This window comes from Nitratireductor sp. GCM10026969, from assembly GCF_042660605.1.
In the GTDB taxonomy this organism is placed as follows: Bacteria; Pseudomonadota; Alphaproteobacteria; order Rhizobiales; family Rhizobiaceae; genus Chelativorans.
The window spans coordinates 1-18,876 of the sequence record NZ_JBHSUM010000001.1 but is presented as its reverse complement, the minus strand read 5'-3'; the positions used below and the strand labels follow the sequence as shown (position 1 = coordinate 18,876).

Sequence of the window (18,876 nt, the reverse complement as noted above, 5' to 3'; positions counted from 1 at the left end):
TCAAGCGTGCTCCAGTTTCTCTTCGCCCTTTGTCGCCCCGCCCTGCCGCTCCAGGCGCGCCAGGACAGCATCGCGAGCGGCTTCCACGTGCGCCGCGGTCGCACGTTCGCCGGCTACTTCGTTTCGGGATGTCAGGGCGCCTGCGATGGCGCGCATTTCCTGCATGCTGGCGCGACGCCGGGCGGGGTCGCTCATGGACTGCGTGCGCAGATAGAAGATGCGGTCGAGCATGCCCTGCAGGGCGCGTCGAATCTCGCGATTGCCGGATCCGGCCAGGATGATGTCGTAGAACGCCGTGGTGGCCTGGCGGATTGCCGACATCTGTCCGTCCTCAAAGGCGGCCTCGAGATCGGCGGTCGCCCCCGAAATTTCCTTCAGATGTGTATCGCTTGCCCGCACGGTGAAAAGTCTTGCAGCAAGCACCTCGAGACTCGCCCGGACTTCATAGATTTCACGGATCTCCTCGGGCGTCATCGAGGCCACGGCGAAGCCCCGATAGGAATGGCGTTCGATCAGCCCCAAGGTCTCGAGGTGGACAAGTGCCTCGCGCAGGATGGACCGGCTGACTCCGGTGAGGTCGCAGAGCTCGCGCTCGACGAGCTTGTCGCCGGGGCCGAAAAACCCGTCAAGAATGGAGTTCCTCAGGGTCTCCTGTACCTTGGAACGCAGTGTCTGCTCGGTGCGGTGCACGCGCAGTGTCTGGATTCCAGATCGGCTTATGCTGCCGATGCCGGCTCTCTTCGTGACCATCACTGCCCCACCACGCCGGCGATCAAGGCGTACTTTTTCTCCAGGAACTCGTCGATTCCATGGTGTGAGCCTTCACGGGAGTTGCCGCTTTCCTTCACGCCACCGAAGGGTGCCAGTTCCGTCGAGATCAGCCCTGAATTGATGCCCACCATTCCGTATTCGAGCCGCTCGGTCACGCGGAAGACCCGGCCGACATCCTTCGTGAAAAAATAGGCGGCGAGGCCGAAGGCCGTGTCGTTGGCGCGCGCGATCACCTCGTCTTCCGTCTGAAAGCGGAAAACAGCCGCAACCGGCCCGAAAGTCTCCTCCTGCGCCAGTTCCATCGCGTCGCTTGCGTCGGCCAAGACCGTCGGCTCGAAGAAGGTTCGGCCGCGCGGATGCCGCTTGCCGCCGGTCACCAGCCGTCCGCCCTTCGACAGTGCATCCATGAGGTGGCGCTCGGCCTTTGCGACTGCCGCCGAATTGATGAGTGGCCCTTGTGCGACGCCCTCCTCCGTGCCAGGGCCGACCGTCAGCTCTCGAACGGCGGCAGCAAGCCTTTCAACGAAGACGTCGTAAACGTCCTCATGGACATAGAACCGGTTCGTGCAGACACAGGTCTGGCCCATGTTGCGGAATTTGGAGACCATCGCCCCTTCGATGGCCGCGTCCAGATCCGCATCGGGGAAAACAATGAAGGGCGCATTGCCACCCAGCTCCAAGGCGACCTTCTTCACGGTCCCAGCACATTGCTGCATGAGGAGCTTGCCGACTTCGGTGGAACCCGTGAAGCTGACAAGGCGCACTGCGCGATGGCCCGTCAGTTCCGATCCGATCGCTCTTGCATCGCCGGTGATGACGTTGAGGGTACCGGCAGGAAAGCCGGCGCGCTGCGCAAGCTCGGCCAGCGCCAGTGCCGTGAGCGGGGTTTCAGGGGCCGGTTTGACGACCACGGTGCAGCCGGCGGCAAGCGCCGGAGCGACCTTCCGGGTGATCATCGCGGCGGGAAAATTCCATGGCGTGATCGCAGCGACGACACCGACCGGTTGGCGCGCAACAAGGATCCGCGCATCACGCCGGTGGCTTGGCAGAATTTCACCTGCAATGCGCTTTGCTTCCTCGGCATAGAATTCGACATAGGACGCCGCATAGTCGATCTCGCCCAGCGCCTCGGCAAGCGGTTTGCCCTGCTCCGCAGTCAGTACACGCGCGAGGTCGTCGCGGTAAGCTCCAATCAGTTCGTACCACTGCCGCAGAACGGCGCTCCGCTCCTTGCAGGTGGATTCCGCCCATCCTGCGAAGGCCTTCCTGGCCGCGGAAATGGCACTCGCGGTCTCGCCAGAGCCGAAACGAGGCACCAAGGCGATCACCTCGCCCGTCGCGGGGTCTTCGACGGGATCGGCGGGATCGCCGACAAACACGCCATCGATCAGGCACTGGTTCCTCAACAGCGCCGGATCACTCAGCTTCAGTGAATTCATCGAAGAACTCGCCAAGGTCTATGCCGCGAACAGGAATGCGTCGGCGGGGCTGAAGAACACCCGTCGCTGCCCGCCATCGGCAGCTTTCGCCATTTCGAATGTAGGCCGGACGTCAAGCTCCTGCCCCGACGCCGTCCGCGCGATGATGCGCTGGCGATCTCCGTAGAATGCAGTGTCGATGATCTGAACGTTAAGGCCGGCCTGTTCTTCCGTGCCGGACATACGGAATGCTTCCGGTCTGACCATCAGTTGCGCCTTCTGTCCGCGCGCGAGGGCGCTGTCTACCTTGACACCGCTGATGACCGAGCCGTCCGACAGACGGATGGTGGCGGCACCATCGACGGTCTCCAGGTGCTCTGCCGAAAGGAAGTTCGAGTTGCCGATGAAACCCGCGACAAACGCGGTTGCCGGCCTCAGATAAAGATCCTCGCCCGTCCCGATTTGTTCGATGCACCCTTCCCGGAACAAGGCGATGCGGTCGGAGAGATGCAGAGCCTCTTCCTGATCATGTGTCACGTAAAGGATCGTGACGCCTGTTTCCCGGTGAATGCGACGTATCTCGGTCTGGATTTCCTCGCGCAACTTCTTGTCGAGGGCGGAGAGCGGCTCGTCCATCAGCAGAATGGGCGGGTCGTAGGCGAGTGCCCGGGCGAGTGCGACGCGCTGCTGCTGGCCGCCGGAAAGCGCCACCGGCAACCGCTCGGCGAAGCTCTCGAGCTTCGTCAGCGCAAGCATCTCCTCCGTCTTGCGCTGGATCTCGGCTTCCGGCCGCCTGCGGACCCGCAGCGGAAAGGCGATGTTCTCGGCGACTGTCAAGTGGGGAAAGAGCGTGTAGCGCTGGAAAACCATGCCGATATTGCGCTTGTGCGGCGGTATCGACAGGAGCGACTTCTTGTTGAGGAGGACATCGCCCGAGGTCGGGTTCTGGAAGCCGGCAATCGCATAGAGTGTGGTTGATTTTCCGCAACCGGACGGCCCCAGAAAGGTCAGAAACTCGCCTTTCGGGATGTCGATCGTGACGTCATGCACCGCGATGACGGCGCCGAATGTCTTGCGGATGTTACGGACGGCGAGGAAAGATCGGTTCATTTCGAGTACCTCCGGCGGAGCAGCGCCGTAACGACCATCAGAAGCAGGGTGAGAAGAACGAGCAGGCTCGACGCGGCGGCGATGACCGGGCTCAGGTCCTGGCGCAGGCTGCCCCAGATCTTCACGGGCAAAGTCTGAAGTGTCGGGCTCGCCATGAAGATCGCCGCGACCACTTCGTCCCACGATGCGAGAAAGGAGAAGATGGCCGCCGAAAAGATTGCCAGTTTGATCGAAGGAAGCGTGATCCGGAGCTTGGCTTCGAGCGGACTGGCCCCGCAGACGATCGCTGCATCCTCTATCGACTTGTCGAAGCCCTCGAGAGCAGTCGCGATCGGGATGATGGCAAAAGGCAAGGCGAGCACCGTGTGCGCGATCACGAAGCCCACTGTCGTGCCGCCGAGGCCGAGTTTCAGGAAAAACGCATAGATCGCTACTGCGAAGACGACGACCGGCAGAACCATGGGTGTCAAGAGCAGGCCCCGCAGCACTTCGCGCCCGCGGAACTCACCTCGCACCAGTGCGAAGGATGCCATAAGCGCGATGACCACGGAGAAGACCGCAACCATCGTGGCGATCCGCGCGCTGGTGAGCGCTGCCTGAAGCCAGGACGGGTCCGCGAAAAGCTCCCGGTACCATTGGAGCGTCCAATCGGGCGGTGGAAAGGCAAGCCACCGGGATGAACCGAAGGAGAGCAGAACGATGAAGATCACCGGCAGGAGCAGAAATCCGCAGACGAGCGTCACAAACCCGAGCAGTGCCGTCTTGAACCAGCCCAACCGGTCATAGTCGAGCAGCATGTCAGAGCCCTCCCGATACGCGCCTGGTCCCGACAAGGCGCAGTTGCAGGGCATAGAGAACCATCGTCACGACCAGGAGGACGAACGCCGCCGCACTGCCCAGCCCCCAATTGAGAAGCGACTGGATGAGCTGGGCGATCATCTCCGCCAGCATCATGTTGGACGTGCCGCCGAGAAGGGCGGGCGTAACGAAATAGCCGAGCGACATGACGAACACCATCAGGGCGCCGGCGGCGATCCCCGGCAGCGAAAGCGGCAGCAGAATGCGCCGGAATACCTGGAACGGGCTCGCGCCGCAAAGCGCGGCGGCGCGGAGTGTCATCGGATCGATCGATCGCATGGTCGCGACCAGGGGCAGGATCATGAACGGAAGCATGATGTAGACCATGCCGATGGTGACGCCGGTCAGGTTATTGATGAGCGGTAAGGGCTGATCGATGATCCCGAGGGTCATCAACGCCTTGTTGATCACGCCGGTGCGCTGCAGCAGCACCATCCAGGCATAGGTGCGCGCAAGCAGGTTGGTCCACATGGACAGGATGATGACCCCGAACACGATCGCGCCGAGCGCCGGCGGCGCGATCGCCAGGAGCCACGCGACGGGAAAGGCGATCAGCACCGTGACGGCCGTGACGACCGACGCGACGAGGAAGGTGTTGAAGAACACCGTTGCATAGGTGCCGTCCGCAAAAAGCTCGGCATAGTTCTGCAGCCCCGGCTCAGGCTCCATGACGCTGCGCAACAAGAGCGACAGCACCGGAACGACGAAGAAGAGCAAGACGAGAAGGAGGGCCGGCGTGATCCCGCCGATCCCGGCAGGCAGGCGTACCGTGCCACGAGTGCGATAGGAGATCTGATCGACGATGACTGACATTGGAAGCAATCCGGCTGGAGCGGGCGGCAGGACTTCTCCCCTACCCGCTCTTGTTTGTGGCCGTGTTGGCTATTGCGCCTGCCAGGCGTACCAGCGCTCCGCGATTTCGTCGCGATGCTCCGCCCAATAGGTCATGTCGAGGTCGATCTGACCCTCAACGTGGGCGTCCGGAAGATATTGCACGACATCCTCCGGCATCTCGGCCTTGGCGGCCGTGTTGATCGGGGCATAGCCGCTTTCCTCGGCAAACTTCGCCTGCGCCGTCGGACTTGTTGCGACCGCCAGGAATTTCATGCCCAGGTCCTTGTTCTTTGCACCCTTTGGGACAACCAGAACATCAGCCGCCGTCATGTTCTGGTTCCAGGACATACCGACATCCGCGCCTTCCTGCTGAAGGGCGAAGACACGACCGTTCCAGAGCTGCCCAAAGGCGGCTTCGCCCGACGCGATCAACTGCTGGGATTGTGCGCCACCGCTCCACCAGATGATCTCGGATTTGATCGTGTCGAGCTTCTTGAAAGCACGGTCGAGATCGAGCGGATAAAGCTCCTCGGGCGGCACACCGTCGGCAAGCAGGGCGATCTCGATCACGCCTGGAGCCGACCATTTGTAGAAGGTGCGCTTACCGGGGAACCTCTCCAGATCGAACATATCGGTCCAGCTTGACGGCTCCTGCGAAATGGCTCCGTTGTTCCAGGCCAGGACGAAGGAATAGTAGAAGCTGCCCACGGCGTGGTCCGTGGTGAATCGGGGATCGAGATCGTCCTTCGGCACCACGGAAAAATCGATCGGCTCCAGAAGGCCGTCCTTCGCCGCCTTGATGGCGAAATCCATTTCGACGTCGACCACATCCCACGTCACATTGCCGCTTTCGACCATGGCCTTCAGCTTGCCGTAGTCAGTCGGGCCGTCCATGAGGACCTTGGCGCCGGTCTCCTCCTCAAATCCTTGGGCCCAGGCGCGCTCCTGTGCCTCCTGTGTGGTGCCACCCCAACTCGTGAACACCATCTCCCCGGCAGCGGCGGTCCCTGCCAGCAGGGTTGCAGCCATCAGGCTGATCATCGCTCGTTTCATGTTCCTCTCTCCATTATTGTTTATTGTTCGACCAGCGCCCGATCCGTTCACCGCATGACGAACGGGTCGGGGATCGGGGCTTCCGATGTGTTGAGCCACACTGTCTTGAGCTGCGTGTATTCCAGCGCCGCTTCGATACCGCCTTCGCGTCCATGGCCTGAAAGGCCGAAGCCGCCGAAAGGCGCGATCGGCGAAACCGCGCGGTAGGTATTGACCCAGACAACCCCGGCTCGGATGCGCCGCATCATCCGGTGTGCGCGCGCCAGCTCACGGGTAAAGACACCGGCCGCAAGCCCATAGGGCGTGGCGTTTGCAAGGCGCACCGCTTCTTCCTCGCTGTCGAACGTCAGCACGGAAAGCACCGGGCCGAAGAGTTCGCGCTCGGCGGCAGAAGCGGTGACATCCGAACAGTCAAGGATCGTCGGCGGGTAGTAAAAGCCTTCCCCTTCGGGCCGTTTACCGCCGGTAATGAGCCGGGCGCCGGCCCCGATCGAGGCCGCCATGGTGCCTTCGATATGCGCGCGCTGCCGGGCGGTGCAAAGCGGCCCCATCTCGGTTGCCTGATCGAGCGGGGAGCCGATCTTGATTGCCTCGGCCTTTTCCTTCAGGCGTGCAATGAAGGCGTCCTTGATCTTCCGCTCGATGATCAGCCGCGATCCGGCAACGCAGCTTTGCCCGCTCGCCGCGAAAATACCGGCCACCTGCGCATTGACGGCACTTTCCAGATCGGCGTCGGCGAAGACGATGAAGGGGGATTTGCCTCCCAGTTCAAGCGAGACGGCGGCCAGGTTTTCGGCCGAGTTCCGCACCACATGACGGGCGGTTTCCGGACCTCCGGTGAAGGCGATGCGGGCGATCGCCGGATGCGCAGTCAGCCGCGCGCCGCAAGCGGGACCGAAGCCGGTGAGCACATTGACCACACCGGGAGGGAAACCGGCGCGGTCGATCAGCCGGGCAAGCTCCAAGAGCGGTCCGGGCCCTTCTTCGGAAGCCTTCAGCACGATCGTGCAGCCAGCGGCAAGCGCCGGCCCGAGCTTGACGGCGGAGAGGAAGAGCTGGCTGTTCCACGGCACGATGGCAGCGATCACGCCCGCCGGTTCCCGCCGCAGCCAGACTTCCATATCCGGCTTGTCGATGGGCAGATGCGCGCCCTCGATCTTGTCGGCAAGGCCGGCATAATAACGGTAATAGTCAGCAACATAGGTGATTTGTGCCGAGGTCTCGCGAATGACCTTGCCGGTGTCGCGGGTTTCGATCTCGGCGAGTTTCGGCGCGTGCTCCGCCACAAGATCCGCGAGACGCGCAAGCAGCCGACCGCGCTGCGTCGCCGTGAGGCCGGCCCAAGCCGGAGCGGTGAATGCACGTTCGGCGGCGGCAACGGCGCGGTCCACATCCGCTTCACGCGCTTCGGGCATCAGCGCCCATGCCCTTCCGGTGGCGGGATCGATGCTTTCGAAGGTGGCCATGCCATCTTCAAAACGCCCGTCGATATATTGCTGGAAACGCCGCATCACGCCGCCTCGCGCCGAAAAGCGGGCATCACAGTGCTGATGAAGCGCTCGAGCGAAGCGCGTTTGCGTTCGACGCTCATGCCGCTGTCGATCCAGAAGGCGTATTCGTCATAGCCCATGGCTTCATAACGCTTCAGGCGCTCGATCACCTCGCCGGGCTCGGCGATCACATTGTTCTCGCGCATGATCCTGGGCGCGAACATCTCGTTCGCGGCGATCTCCTCGGGCGTGAGTTTCTGGATAAGTCCCTGGTGGATGGGACGTTCGTTTTTGAACCATGCACCGAAATAATTGTAGTAGGTGCTGATCTCCCCGGCAGCCTGCTCCACATCGGCTTCGTTCGCGCCCACATAGGTGTGGCGCAGAAGCATGATCTTGGGTCGGGGCTTGTCCGCATGCTTGGCGCAGGCGGCCTCGAACCGATCCATCAGGCCGCGGACTTCGTCATCCCCCTGCCAAAGCGGCGTGCATTGCACATTGCAGCCCTGCGCAACCGCAAATTCGTGGCTATTGGGGTCGCGCGCCGCCACCCAGATCGGAGGGTGTGGCTCCTGCAGCGGTTGCGGGGCAGAGGTCGTGGCCGGGAACTGCCAGAACTCGCCCGCATGAGCATAATCCCCTTCCCAGAGCTGCCTGATCGCCGGGATGATCTCACGCATGCGCTGACCAGCACCCCAGGCATCAAGACCGGGGGACAGGCGCTCGTATTCGAAGGAATAAGCCCCGCGCGCGATCCCGAGCTCCAACCGTCCATCGGCGAGATGGTCGGTCATCGCCGCCTCACCGGCGAGCTTGATCGGATGCCAGAACGGAGCCACCACCGTGCCGGTGCCGAGCCGCACATTCCGGGTACGCCGCGCAAGGTCGACGAGGTTGAGGAACGGGTTCGGCGCGATGGTGAAATTCATGCCATGATGTTCGCCGGTCCAGATGGCGTGCATGCCGCCTTCGTCGGCGATCCGGCACAGCGTAAGAAACTCATTATAAAGTTCGCGCTGCGACTGGCGTGGCGAGATCCGCTCCATATGGACGAACAACGAAAACTTCATGCTCCTCACTCACCCTCGCTGGTCAAAGATTGGCGGCTGCGGTTCTTGCGATTTTTCGCACCTGACCCTCGACCTCACTGCCGACGTAGATCCCGAACGCGTCTTCCGTGCGTTCGCGGACGTAGCGGTCGAGCATCGAGCGGACGGCGGGACTCGCAATGTTCAGTGCGCGAATGTGGTCGATGTCGATAAATTGGGCGTGTTTCGCGCTGCCGCGTAGTGTTCGGACAGTGCCGCGGTAGTAGACATGGCTTCGCCCCGCCCCCTCGCCTTCGTCCCAGACCGCAAAGAGAAAACCGAGATCGGCATTGACACCGTTTGCGGCGAGGCGCCCCTTCAGGCTCGCGGTCTGGCTCGGCGAACCAAGTCCGCGGCCCACCGGCAGTTCGAGCACTCCCTCCGGTGTTTCGAAGAACAGGACGCGGCCCTGATCCTCCAAAATGGCACCAACGGTTATATCCGGCGCCACACTCGACAGCGCTTCCTGGCTCAAACCGAGCGTCACATAGGCACCTCGACAGAAGCCCAGCGGACGTGCCGCACTGTGCGAGAAATCGCGAACGCGACCGATCAGGATCGAATGATCGCCTGCATCGACGAATTGCTCCAGATCGCAATCGAAAGCCGCGACGGCGCCTTCAATGATCGGGCTCCCGGTGGTCGCCACGCTCCATGCGGCGGAGGCAAATTTGTCCGCCGATTTGGACGCGAAAATCGCGGACACTTCCTTCTGGGCCTCGGCAAGCACGTTGATTGCAAAGCTCTTCGTCGTGGAGAAAATCGGATAGCCGTGTGCCTTCTTCGCGATACAAACCAGCACCAGCGGCGGATCGAGCGAAACGGAGGTGAAGGAATTGGCCGTGAACCCGCGCGGCGTACCGCCCGGCTCCAGGGTCGTAACGACCGTCACGCCGGTGAGGAAGGAACCCAGCGCACGCCGAAGTTCACCGGTATCGAAGCTCCCGGACGGGGCCTGCGACCGGACGGGGTACTCCGGCCTTTCCTGGAGGAAGGTCACGATGCGCTTCGTTACGCGGTCCGGCGAAGCGAGCGGCATCATGTGCTTCTCCCCATCGAGGACAAGCGCCTTCCCCATCGGTGCCAGCTTCGCCATCGAGGCCGACATTGCCGGGGAAGAGTTTGCGTCCTCTGATCCCGTCATGAAGAGCGCCGGCACCTCCAATTCCTTCAGCCGGCGCTCATGCGCGGTGTCCGCGGCAGCGAAGAGACGGTAGCTGCGGACGTATCCTTCCATCTCGACGCCCGCAAGCGCCGCCCGTGCCTTCTGCGCCGCCTCGCCAAATTCCGCAGGCACCGGATCTCCGAACCACCGGGAAATCGTCGCCTCGAAAATTCCGGGATCGCCGTTTTCGGCCTTTGCGGCCCGTTGCCGGACCGCCTCCGTTAGCGCCGGCGGTCGGCAGAACACGGCGTTCAGCGATACCAGGCGCTCGACCCGATGCGGGACATCCAACGCCACCTCTTGTGCAACCAGCGCTCCCATCGAGTGCCCGACGAGCGAAACCTTCCCTAGATCGAGATGGTCGAGCAAGCCGATCACCTGCGAGGCGTAATCCGAAAGGGTTGCGTCCTCCGGCGGCAAGCTCGAAGCGCCATGGCCGAGCATGTCGATGGCGATGACGTCGAAATGCTCTGCCATCCGGGCGATCTGCGGCTCCCAAATCGCGGCATTCATGCCGACGCCGTGGATGAGCAGCACCGGGGATCCGCGGCCGGACCGGAGATAACCCGTCGTTCCCGGCCTGCCGCGAACAAGGCAGGGGACGGCCCGCCGCTCAGCCATGGAGGTCGCCAAGCTCCTTCAGATCCTGATAGCGATCGCCGATTCGATGATGAGGCCTGCCACCGACCGAGGCGCCGAGCGCGACAACGAGTTCGTCCGGCGCCGGCGCATCGGCGATCTGGAAATTCACCGTCAAATAATGAGACCGACGCCCCTCGTCGTTCTTGTCCATAAGCGGGATCATGACCGGCGTATTGGGACCCCCGCGAAGATTGGTGAAGGCCAGATAGGTCTTGGCGCCGACCGCACGGCGATAGTGGTTCCCGAAGTGCAGGGTGTGAATGAGTGCGGAGGCGTGCTCGATCTCGCCGGCCGTGCCGCAGATTGCCGCCTTCCCGTAGCCCTCGATGACGTCTCCCCCGCCTGCTATCTCCAGTATCTCGCGCGTGAGCAGTTCGCCCAGCACGGGTGCGACGGCACGGATTTCCGGTGAAAGGTCTTCCACGAATCCGCGACCGGCCCATGGATTGGTCAGAACTGCGGCCACGCCGATCAGCCGCAGCGGCGTCGGTGCCTCTTTTCCACCCTCGATGAACGTGTTTTCGACATAGGTGACCGTTTTGCGAATAGCTGGCCGCATTTCTGCCTCTTGAATTCCATATTATGGTATACCACCATATGGGCGGCCATTTTCCTTGTCAACAACCGCTCGAATCTGTTTTTCTACCGGTCAAAAGGAGATCTCGGTGAACGACGCACCTTTGCGGATCGAACGCTCCGCCAAAACATTGCGGGAGCTTGCTTTCGAGCGGATGCGGGACGCCATCATGAGCTTTCATTTCCAGCCGGGGGAACGGCTGGTCGAGCGCTCGCTCTGCGACCAGTTGGGCGTAAGCCGTTCGGTGGTGCGCGAAGTTCTGCGCCAATTGGAGGCCGAAGGACTCGTCGAGACCATTCCAGGACACGGCCCTGCGGTCGCCAAACCGGACCTCAAGCACGCGGAAGAAATCTACGAGTTGCGCGCGCTGCTGGAGGGGATTGCCGCCGGCATGGCAGCCGAAAATGCAACCCGAGAACAGATCGCGCAGCTCGAGGCGGCGCTTGGGAACATCCGACACGCCTGGGCAGAGGGTGGGCCGATTGAGATCATGCGGGCCACAACCGAATTCTATGCAGTTCTCTTCGAGGCGGCGGGCAAGGTGATCACTTGGGAGATCGTTCAGGGATTGAATGTCCGCATCAATCAACTACGCTCAATGACCATAACGTCGCCGGAACGGCGCAAGGCGGCGACCAGCGAAATGGAAAGCATCACGCGAGCCATCAAGAAGCGACAGCCCGAGGAGGCGACAACCGCAGCACGGCGTCATATCGAGTCGGCTTGGGCTATCGCTCGTGATGTTCTCAGCAAGGCCTAGTAGCATTTCACAGTGATTCTGACTCATTGGCTGTTTGAGGATAGGCGCGGCCCATTTTGGCCCGTGCCTTGTTGGTTGTGAACCTCCGGTTGATACGCGCGCCAGCGGCATTTCGCTTCTGCTCCCATGCGACGATCTCGCTGATGAGGCGCTCGGCGTTGTCAATACGTCGGTTCAGGCACTGGCTGCTGAGGACGCCGATCTCGATCTCGACCATGTTTAGCCAGCTGGCGTGCTTGGGCGTGTAATGGAATTCCAGGCGGCGCATGATGCGGCGGGCCTCGTTCGGCTGGAAGGCTTCGTAGAGGGCGCCGGCCGTGCGGGTCGACAAGTTGTCCTGGACGACGCGAATGCAGCTGGCCTCGGGATAGTGGACATCGACGAGGTCGCGCATGCAATGGGCATAGTCTCGTGCCGTGCGCTGTTTGGTGTTCAGCTATTGCGCGGAGTCGGCTGAGTTGGCATCTGATGCTCAGATATGAATCCCCAAGCGCTCGTTGATTGCGTGTTTCCCGTATGCTTTCGCAATTTCCCAAATAACTCCACGCTTGCCGTACCGATTTTCGACACACCGCCCTTTGTTTGACGCCAGATTTCCGGGTCCCGAATGGTGTCTAGAAATTCGTGGCCGCGCCAGGTGAGGCGGGTGAGCACATAATGAAATATGTCCGTCTCGTCAGGCACCTCGTACGCATCACTGAGTGCTGCTTCCTTTAAGAGCCTCAAATGACCATTGACGATCGCCGGTTCATAGCCTGGGGCATCGACCCCTATGTCATCGTCTTTCCCCTGGTCCTGCTCTTCGATCGAGAGCAGTAGGGTGGCGCGCACGCGGCTGTCCTAGAGTTTCCGTAGGAACACCTTGTAAGCGTCGAGATCAGGCAGATGCTTCGTCGCCCGCGCCACGATGAGCGCGCGCCGCGCCTTGTGGTGCGAGTCCTTCCCGATGCCGTCGTAGCCAATATCGCGGCGAGCGCCCTCCGCGAGCAGGCGACACCACTCCCTGATGTCTCGTTCATAGGCCAAAAAGATCATTGGTGCCGAGGTACTTGTCCGATAGCTGTCCATGGAAGAGCTTGTCCCGTACGGTCTTGGCGTCGAGAAGACGAGCCGCGAGCCGCTGGGATTCGCCCCCCACCATCGCCTGAATAGAGGTGTCGGACAGACTCCTGATCCCCTTATCGAAATTCTTGAAGGCGAGGCGCTTGGCGTCGTGCAGGGTCTGACGCAGTAGCTTCCCATCGCCCGGTCCGAAGGCGTTGGATTGATAGACAAGGTGGGTGAATATCTTCCGCACCTGTCGCTCGGCGCGCAGATAGGTGAGCGTGAAAGCGTCCAGCCCTCGCGTCGGGTGTTCCGATCCGATGATAACGTCGACTGGCTGATATTCGTGGCCGAAGTCGTGTCGCCGCATGATTGCCTACCCACTCTGCAGGCTCTTACCATGGATTGGCGATTGAGCAGAGCACCTTATCGACAAGCTCACCCGCCGGGTCGGACGCTCATCAAGCATAGCAGATCTCCGACTGATCAATTTCCGAGCTTGCTCCAATCTTGGAGGAAGAGCTGGTAGTTGATGAACAGGATCAGGACGAAGGTCGCGGTTGCGGCACCGTAGTAGGTCGCGAAGACCTTGTGGACCTTGTTCGCAGCCTCTCGCCATTCGCTCGCCGCTTCGATGCGCTTTCTTATGGCGATCTTCCCGGTCCTGTTTAGGCGCGAGACCTCAGTCCCTTCCGTGCCTTCTTTCAGCTCCTCTTCCGCCATCCGCCTCTCACGTCCAGTGCGCTTGTCGGTCCAATGTTTGAGATACAGGGGCAGGAATGGCCCGAGAGTGAAGGCGAGTGGATAGAAGTACCAGGAGTGCCGCTGATACCCGAATATGACACTGTGCTGCTTCTCGAAGCTGACGAAAAGGCGGAAAACCGCAAAGCAGGCGGTCCAAATGATAAGGATGTCGATGACGAAGACGGGCAACGGAATGATGTCGGGTAGCACCCAATCGATGACCCGGGCCACCGGATCGCGAACTTTATCCTGATAGATGTCAAGGATGCGCCTAAAGAAGCCGATCCACGTGACAAAGCCATCCACGATGCTGGAAAGGCCCAAAATCGAGAAGAAAGCGCTAATGACCACGAAAATTCTGTTTAATGCAGCCGGGAGTTTCATTTCTCGCCAATACAAAAAAGAACTCGCTCTTGCGAGCGTATAGTTGCGGTCAGGCAGAAGGCGCGCGTACCGCAGGTTGATCTCTCAGTTTTGATCCTGCTCTCGGTAACCAGAAGATCATCGCTTACCTACTGCCGTTCTAGTTTATGCTGGACAACCTAACCGCGGCAGAAATTGCGGTCGCGTATCGGTGAAGTGATTCAGCAGGAACCGGGCTAGGCGAAGAATTTGAGACGAGCTCACCTGCTGAATGCATGACCGCTATCAGACGGCGACGCCCGGCGTCCGAACTTCCGCAAAGAGGTCGGCTACTGAATGGCAGGGATCGCTTCTCCGCCTTGCCAAACCGGATTGGCAGCTGACGGCTCCCGAATACGTCATTCGGTGATTGTCGTGGCGATGACCGCTCAGTCCGCAACCGCGACGTACATTTGCTTGCCCGCGATGTCCGGTTCCGGGTGGAGGCAAAGTTTGCCTCGACGGCGAACATGGCAAGAGGGCGCAGAGCGGTCGTTCCGAAGCGAGGCGTGAATAACCCGCGCACATTGTTGACGAGCACCGCGCCGGTGCAACTGAGATAACGGCCGATCCTGGTCGTTGTTGCCTTGCCTAAGCCTCATCCGGCACCGTCGCCACCGGTCTGCCCCGGAGCCCGTCACTGACAAGACCTCCCACGAAGCTTGCGAACGGGGAGATGTTCTGGTGAACGCTCGCCTGCTCGAGGGCAGCCATATAGTCGTTGCGGCGCTCGACCGGGATCACGGTCCAGGGATAGCCGCCGGATGCCAGCATGACATTCATCAGAAAGCGGCCCATGCGGCCGTTGCCGTCCATGTAAGGGTGAATGTAGACGAAGATGAAATGCCCGAGCACGACCCTCACGGCCGGATCCTCTTCGGTAGCAAGCAGCTCAAAGAAGACCGGCATCGCGTCGCGCACCGCGTGTGGGGGCAGCGGCACATGCATTGAATTGCGGATGAATACGCGGTCGCTGCGATAGCCGGCAAGGTCAGCCGGTCTGGCAAGGCCCGCGGTCACGCTCGGGGCGAACAACTCACGATACCAATTACCGTGATCGCGATCGGCGACTGTGCCGGGATTTTCATTGCCGAGGACGGCGCGCACGCTTGTCTTCACGGCCTGAAAAGCAAGGTGGTAGCCGCGCGCGGCCAGCGCGTCGCGATGCTCGCGGTCCTGCTCGTCCTGGTCCGGGTTCCAGTTGCCGGAACGCACGCGCTCGATCAGTGCCGGGCTGACGCGGTAGCCCTCGATCGAGAGCGAGTGATAGGCATCGGTCACGTAGATGTCTTCGACGCGTTTCAGATAGGCTTCGATATCGTTGGGACGGCCGGGCGCGGGCGGGAAGTTATTCGCGATATGTGCGCGCATCGCCTGCCACATCAGGCGGATGCGTCCGGCATAAGCGGAGCGCTCGCGGGCGGGCAGGTCAAATTGCAGCCGGCCTTCGAACGGGTCGGTTTCGCGAACGGTGTAGCCCGCAGCCTCCATGTTCTTGATGATGTCATCAGCGATGCGTTCGCGGCCGATATTGCGAAACGCTCCTGCCAGCCGTCCGGCGACGACGCTGTGCCCGCCTTCGAGCAAGTGGGCAAGGATCTCCGATGCGTCGGCAAAAAGCGCGAGCGCCGTGCGGGCGTCGGTCGGGCTTTGCGCGAAGAAGCCGGCCGAGGCCTCCACCAGCGCGGCGGCGGGCTTGTAAAGGCGCAGGTTGTTTTCTTCGACGATGTCTTTTGCTGGCGGAAGCGCGGCTCTGACATCGAAAATCGAGGTGCCGTGCAACAGCCTGGTCGGCTTGTTGCCGCCCTTTTCGGCACGGACCAACAGCTGCGCGGGCACGGTGCGGTTGCCGGCATGCAGCTTGAGGGACTGTTCCGGGGCGATGCACCAGGTCGTACCGAAACGCTCCCTCAGATACGCGGCGCAGAAGTCCCAGAAGGACGCATACCAGGGCGTCGTATCGCCGTCCCGATCGTTCGGGCTTGACGGGATGTACCAGCCCTTCATCACCTCCTGCAGAAATCCGTTTTTGAGCAGCCGTTCGCGGTGGGTGCGCGTCAGACTGTCCGAGCGGATCGCAACTGCGCCGTCATCCTGCAGCGCTTTGAGCGCCTCCAGTGATTCAGCCAGTTTCTCGGAGGGAGTCGCCATCAGACCCGTGCCGCCGTTCGGTTATCGCGTCGCGCGGCTCGTAGGTTTTGGTGCCGGACGACTCTTAGGTTATCCGGGTGTACCACTATTAGGTTTTTGTGTCGATCTAGTATCAGGGTATTTTGCAGAAGTCTGGGGTTGGCATCTGCCCCGGCAAACCTACAGTTCCCGATCGATGCGCGTCCCTCGTTGGCGATCTTCTCCTATCACCATCCGGACGGCGCAGAACTGGTTCAGAGGTCCGCGAAAAGCAACGAACATGACCGCCCCACCGACGAATCAGTTGCGAGGTGATTTAAACCTGCAACCTAAGTCATTGATTCTTGGTAGCGCGATCGATGAACGAAATTAGCTTACCTTGGCTAACTGCTTGCCCAAATTGGATTATCTTGGCTGGAACTGGTTGCGGGGGCAGGATTTGAACCTGCAAATGACAATTATCCCGAAGTACCCACCTCTGTTGCGGCCTAGCACCGGTTCATGCGTCTCTAGGCACAATCATGCTATCCGTTGCTTATGCGAAAAACCCGCACCAAACGGCTAGCAGATGGATATGCCCTTACGTTCACTTGGTCATTGGTGAATCTAGCGCAGGCACAGGCCAAACACCGCCAATTTTAGCGAATTGACCGAGCCTGATGTTGGCCCAAATTGGCTGACAAGCCCTACCGAACTCGCCAGCTATGCTGCTCATTTATGTTCATGGCTCGCGCATCCTCGGACAGCTCAATTGGAAGCTCGTCGGCTGAGAAAGCTGGACCGACGCCTCACGCACAGAAGGCCTTGGATTCTGATGGTGCAATCCTCAGGCTTGCGCGGGTACTTGCGCGTCTGGCCGCACGAGAAGATCATGCGCTGGATCTGACAAGGAGCGCATGCGATAAAAAGCGAGCGGCAATCTACGCCAGATTTTCGACCGACCTTCAAAATGAGCGCTCCATCGATGATCAGGTAGCGCTCTGTCAGAAGCATGCCGAGCAACACGATCTCTTCGTTGTGGGCACTTTTGAAGACCGCGCAAGATCGGGCGCCTCGGTCTTCGGACGAGAAGGTCTCGTTCAACTCATGGATGCCGCCCGCGATGGGGCATTCGAAGTCGTGGTCATCGAGGCTCTCGACAGGCTCTCGCGCGACATGGAGGACCTGGCGGGTATCCATAACGCCTTTCGTTTCTCAACATCGAAATCCGCGCTGTGCACGATGGCGTCGCCAACACGGTTCTCGTCGGTCTCCGGGGACTGGTCGGGCAACTCTATCGTGAAGACAACGCCCACAAGATTCGTCGGGGCAAAGCCGGACGTGTCGGTCAGGGCCTCAACGCCGGCGGCCTGACCTACGGCTACACCCCGGTTCCAGGCGAGCCGGGAAAGAGACAGATCGTCGGAGAAGAGGCAGAAATCATCTGCCGCATCTTCGACGAATATGTTGCAGGGCGTACGCCGCGTGACATAGCGCGCGACCTCAACCACGACAACGTTCCGCCTCCGCGGGGAACGAAATGGAATGCTTCGACGATCAACGGCAACGTGCAACGCGGCACCGGCATCCTACAGAACGAACTCTATGGTGGTCGGTTGGTCTGGAACAAGGTGCGCATGGTGAAGGACCCTGATACGGGCCGCCGTGTCTCGCGCCCCAATCCGAAGGATGAGTGGCAGTCGGTCGAAGTACCCGAGCTTGCGATTGTCGATCGCGAACTGTTCGAGCAGGCACAGGCGCGCAAACGTGAACGCAGTCTTGATCACCCACACCACCATCGTCGGCCGCGCCACATGCTTTCGGGGCTGCTTCGGTGCGGTGCATGCGGATCGGGCATGTCGACAAACGGCAAGGACAAGTCGGGGCGTATCCGGATCAGGTGCTCGGCGGCAACGGAAAGCGGGTCGTGTCCCGACCCAAAGACCTTCTATTTGGAGACTGTGGAGGCAGCCGTTCTGGCTGGCATGCGAGCTGAGATGAAAAGCCCGAGGTGCTCGCCGAATACGTGAAAACCTATCACGAGGAGCGCAAGCGACTATTAGCGGAGGCCGATACCAATCGAACTCGGCTTGAGCGCCGTGCCGATAAGCTCAAGCGCGAGATCGACCGGCTGGTCGATCATCTCGCCAAGGGCATCGGCGATCCATATGTGATCGGTCCCCGTTCGACGGAACTCTACCATGAGCGCGAGGCGGTTCTTGCAGAACTGGCAAAAGCCCCACCCACCTTCAACGTCGTTTCGCTGCACCCCGCCATCCTGAAGCGCTACGAAGAGCAACTCGAAAATCTGCAACACGCGCTGGCGGAGGGCTTCCGGTCAGGTGATCAGGAATGCGCGGAAGCCATAAAGGAACTCGTCGAGATGGTTACCGTCTACCGCGATCCCTCCGAACCCGGTGCAGTCGAGATCGAGATTGCAGGACGTCTCAACGCGATCCTTGGCGAGCGCGCTTACCCCAATGGCGTCAAACGGGTGTGGGGATTGGTGGTAGCGGAGGAGGGACTTGAACCCCCGACACAAGGATTATGATTCCTCTGCTCTAACCAACTGAGCTACTCCGCCACATCGGATGCCGATGAGGCCGGCGCCCGAGAGGACGGGCGGATATAAGGTTCTGTTCTGGACTGTGTCAAGCTGTACGCCGGCTCGTTCAGCCATTTTTGCGGGGTGACGCTCACGGCCGGTGGCGATGCGCGCAGACCACCTCGGGCGAACGCTTTACGGCTCGAAGGCAGCGCCCTCGCCTGCCGCCTTCCAGTGGCCGCGAGCGGGGCGGCCGTGCGGATCGC

At 61.1% G+C, this 18,876-nt stretch carries 17 protein-coding genes, 1 tRNA gene and 2 pseudogenes; 3 read left to right on the top strand and 17 right to left on the bottom strand.

Going from position 1 to position 18,876, the window contains the following annotated elements; translation table 11 throughout:
• From ACFP9U_RS00100 to ACFP9U_RS00055, 10 genes are all read right to left on the bottom strand, one after another.
• Complete coding sequence (locus ACFP9U_RS00100; RefSeq protein ID WP_378618114.1) at positions 1 to 750, bottom strand: GntR family transcriptional regulator; 750 nt, start codon at positions 748 to 750, stop codon at positions 1 to 3.
• Positions 750 to 2,210: an NAD-dependent succinate-semialdehyde dehydrogenase gene (locus ACFP9U_RS00095; protein ID WP_378618113.1), complete on the bottom strand. Its 1,461-nt coding sequence runs from the start codon at positions 2,208 to 2,210 to the stop codon at positions 750 to 752. The genes ACFP9U_RS00100 and ACFP9U_RS00095 overlap by 1 nt, the downstream gene beginning before the upstream one ends.
• A gap of 18 nt (positions 2,211 to 2,228) precedes the next feature.
• Positions 2,229 to 3,299 (bottom strand): ABC transporter ATP-binding protein, encoded by a 1,071-nt coding sequence (locus tag ACFP9U_RS00090; RefSeq protein WP_378618112.1) that lies wholly within the window; start codon positions 3,297 to 3,299, stop codon positions 2,229 to 2,231.
• On the bottom strand, positions 3,296 to 4,096 hold the full coding sequence (locus ACFP9U_RS00085) for an ABC transporter permease (RefSeq protein WP_378618111.1): 801 nt from the start codon (positions 4,094 to 4,096) through the stop codon (positions 3,296 to 3,298). The genes ACFP9U_RS00090 and ACFP9U_RS00085 overlap by 4 nt, the downstream gene beginning before the upstream one ends.
• Before the next feature lies 1 nt (position 4,097).
• Positions 4,098 to 4,970, bottom strand: coding sequence for an ABC transporter permease (locus tag ACFP9U_RS00080; RefSeq protein WP_378618110.1), 873 nt, complete (start codon positions 4,968 to 4,970; stop codon positions 4,098 to 4,100).
• A 69-nt stretch (positions 4,971 to 5,039) separates the two neighbouring features.
• Positions 5,040 to 6,044 (bottom strand): ABC transporter substrate-binding protein, encoded by a 1,005-nt coding sequence (locus ACFP9U_RS00075; RefSeq protein ID WP_378618108.1) that lies wholly within the window; start codon positions 6,042 to 6,044, stop codon positions 5,040 to 5,042.
• 47 nt (positions 6,045 to 6,091) lie between these two features.
• Positions 6,092 to 7,555 (bottom strand): aldehyde dehydrogenase, encoded by a 1,464-nt coding sequence (locus ACFP9U_RS00070; protein WP_378618107.1) that lies wholly within the window; start codon positions 7,553 to 7,555, stop codon positions 6,092 to 6,094.
• A complete protein-coding gene (locus ACFP9U_RS00065) occupies positions 7,555 to 8,604 on the bottom strand; it encodes an LLM class flavin-dependent oxidoreductase (RefSeq protein WP_378618105.1) in 1,050 nt (349 codons plus the stop codon). The genes ACFP9U_RS00070 and ACFP9U_RS00065 overlap by 1 nt, the downstream gene beginning before the upstream one ends.
• 22 nt (positions 8,605 to 8,626) lie before the next feature.
• Entirely contained in the window at positions 8,627 to 10,408 is a 1,782-nt protein-coding gene (locus ACFP9U_RS00060) for an alpha/beta fold hydrolase (protein ID WP_378618104.1), read from the bottom strand.
• Positions 10,401 to 10,988, bottom strand: a complete 588-nt coding sequence (locus ACFP9U_RS00055; protein WP_378618102.1) for an amino acid synthesis family protein — start codon at positions 10,986 to 10,988, stop codon at positions 10,401 to 10,403. The genes ACFP9U_RS00060 and ACFP9U_RS00055 overlap by 8 nt, the downstream gene beginning before the upstream one ends.
• Before the next feature lie 106 nt (positions 10,989 to 11,094).
• Here ACFP9U_RS00055 and ACFP9U_RS00050 point away from each other — a divergent pair, with 106 nt between their 5' ends.
• On the top strand, positions 11,095 to 11,766 hold the full coding sequence (locus ACFP9U_RS00050) for a GntR family transcriptional regulator (RefSeq protein ID WP_378618100.1): 672 nt from the start codon (positions 11,095 to 11,097) through the stop codon (positions 11,764 to 11,766).
• A gap of 7 nt (positions 11,767 to 11,773) precedes the next feature.
• Here the strand turns inward: ACFP9U_RS00050 and ACFP9U_RS00045 are convergent.
• The 5 genes and pseudogenes from ACFP9U_RS00045 to ACFP9U_RS00025 form a co-directional block, all read right to left on the bottom strand.
• Positions 11,774 to 12,196: pseudogene (locus ACFP9U_RS00045) on the bottom strand (transposase); the annotation flags it as partial.
• A 2-nt stretch (positions 12,197 to 12,198) separates the two neighbouring features.
• Positions 12,199 to 12,597: a DUF2513 domain-containing protein gene (locus ACFP9U_RS00040; RefSeq protein WP_378618099.1), complete on the bottom strand. Its 399-nt coding sequence runs from the start codon at positions 12,595 to 12,597 to the stop codon at positions 12,199 to 12,201.
• 184 nt (positions 12,598 to 12,781) lie between these two features.
• Positions 12,782 to 13,180 carry a hypothetical protein gene (locus tag ACFP9U_RS00035; protein WP_378618097.1) on the bottom strand — a complete coding sequence of 133 codons (399 nt, stop codon included), beginning with the start codon at positions 13,178 to 13,180 and terminating at the stop codon, positions 12,782 to 12,784.
• A gap of 116 nt (positions 13,181 to 13,296) precedes the next feature.
• Positions 13,297 to 13,938: a hypothetical protein gene (locus ACFP9U_RS00030; protein ID WP_378618096.1), complete on the bottom strand. Its 642-nt coding sequence runs from the start codon at positions 13,936 to 13,938 to the stop codon at positions 13,297 to 13,299.
• A 609-nt stretch (positions 13,939 to 14,547) separates the two neighbouring features.
• Entirely contained in the window at positions 14,548 to 16,107 is a 1,560-nt protein-coding gene (locus ACFP9U_RS00025) for a Fic family protein (RefSeq protein WP_378618095.1), read from the bottom strand.
• Positions 16,108 to 16,803: 696 nt separating this feature from the next.
• Between ACFP9U_RS00025 and ACFP9U_RS00020 the strand changes: the two are divergent.
• Positions 16,804 to 17,214: pseudogene (locus ACFP9U_RS00020) on the top strand (recombinase family protein); the annotation flags it as partial.
• A gap of 86 nt (positions 17,215 to 17,300) precedes the next feature.
• Positions 17,301 to 18,095, top strand: coding sequence for a recombinase family protein (locus tag ACFP9U_RS00015; protein WP_378618093.1), 795 nt, complete (start codon positions 17,301 to 17,303; stop codon positions 18,093 to 18,095).
• Positions 18,096 to 18,124: 29 nt separating this feature from the next.
• Here the strand turns inward: ACFP9U_RS00015 and ACFP9U_RS00010 are convergent, their stop codons facing one another.
• Entirely contained in the window at positions 18,125 to 18,334 is a 210-nt protein-coding gene (locus ACFP9U_RS00010) for a hypothetical protein (protein ID WP_378618092.1), read from the bottom strand.
• A 238-nt stretch (positions 18,335 to 18,572) separates the two neighbouring features.
• Positions 18,573 to 18,649: transfer RNA gene (locus ACFP9U_RS00005), tRNA-Met, on the bottom strand.
• Positions 18,650 to 18,876: the final 227 nt, after the last annotated feature.

Coding starts and splice junctions, on each gene's coding strand:
- ACFP9U_RS00035 (WP_378618097.1), bottom strand. CDS start 13,180: ATGCGGCGACACGACTTCGGCCACGAATATCAGCCAGTCGACGTTATC.
- ACFP9U_RS00095 (WP_378618113.1), bottom strand. CDS start 2,210: ATGAATTCACTGAAGCTGAGTGATCCGGCGCTGTTGAGGAACCAGTGC.
- ACFP9U_RS00070 (WP_378618107.1), bottom strand. CDS start 7,555: ATGCGGCGTTTCCAGCAATATATCGACGGGCGTTTTGAAGATGGCATG.
- ACFP9U_RS00085 (WP_378618111.1), bottom strand. CDS start 4,096: ATGCTGCTCGACTATGACCGGTTGGGCTGGTTCAAGACGGCACTGCTC.
- ACFP9U_RS00090 (WP_378618112.1), bottom strand. CDS start 3,299: ATGAACCGATCTTTCCTCGCCGTCCGTAACATCCGCAAGACATTCGGC.
- ACFP9U_RS00075 (WP_378618108.1), bottom strand. CDS start 6,044: ATGAAACGAGCGATGATCAGCCTGATGGCTGCAACCCTGCTGGCAGGG.
- ACFP9U_RS00060 (WP_378618104.1), bottom strand. CDS start 10,408: ATGGCTGAGCGGCGGGCCGTCCCCTGCCTTGTTCGCGGCAGGCCGGGA.
- ACFP9U_RS00030 (WP_378618096.1), bottom strand. CDS start 13,938: ATGAAACTCCCGGCTGCATTAAACAGAATTTTCGTGGTCATTAGCGCT.
- ACFP9U_RS00080 (WP_378618110.1), bottom strand. CDS start 4,970: ATGTCAGTCATCGTCGATCAGATCTCCTATCGCACTCGTGGCACGGTA.
- ACFP9U_RS00055 (WP_378618102.1), bottom strand. CDS start 10,988: ATGCGGCCAGCTATTCGCAAAACGGTCACCTATGTCGAAAACACGTTC.
- ACFP9U_RS00100 (WP_378618114.1), bottom strand. CDS start 750: ATGGTCACGAAGAGAGCCGGCATCGGCAGCATAAGCCGATCTGGAATC.
- ACFP9U_RS00025 (WP_378618095.1), bottom strand. CDS start 16,107: ATGGCGACTCCCTCCGAGAAACTGGCTGAATCACTGGAGGCGCTCAAA.
- ACFP9U_RS00065 (WP_378618105.1), bottom strand. CDS start 8,604: ATGAAGTTTTCGTTGTTCGTCCATATGGAGCGGATCTCGCCACGCCAG.